Genomic DNA, 215 nt, shown 5'->3' with positions numbered 1-215 from the left:
ATAATATCAGGATAGCTTTTATTTTCGTAAATGAACTCAAAATATTTAAATAGATAAGAAAATAAAATATTATTTCCGTTTCCCCAAAATTCTTTTTGAGCTATATTAGAAAGCTCTTGGAGTGTATTTAGAAAATTTGGAAAATAGGCAAATTGAAACAACAAAGGTTTCTCTTCAACTTTGTTTTGAATTTGATCACGATTTGAAGTCTTGTT

General features: G+C 26.0%; 1 pseudogene. It reads right to left on the bottom strand.

Annotated features, from left to right (window positions below):
* Positions 1-215, bottom strand: a pseudogene (locus ELQ11_RS09895) (hypothetical protein); the annotation flags it as partial.

Origin of the sequence: Campylobacter sp. US50a (assembly GCF_004379015.1) — a bacterium.
Taxonomy (GTDB): domain Bacteria; phylum Campylobacterota; class Campylobacteria; order Campylobacterales; family Campylobacteraceae; genus Campylobacter_D; species Campylobacter_D jejuni.
The sequence above is the reverse complement of the archived record's forward strand: the minus strand, read 5'-3'. Positions and strand labels throughout refer to the sequence as shown.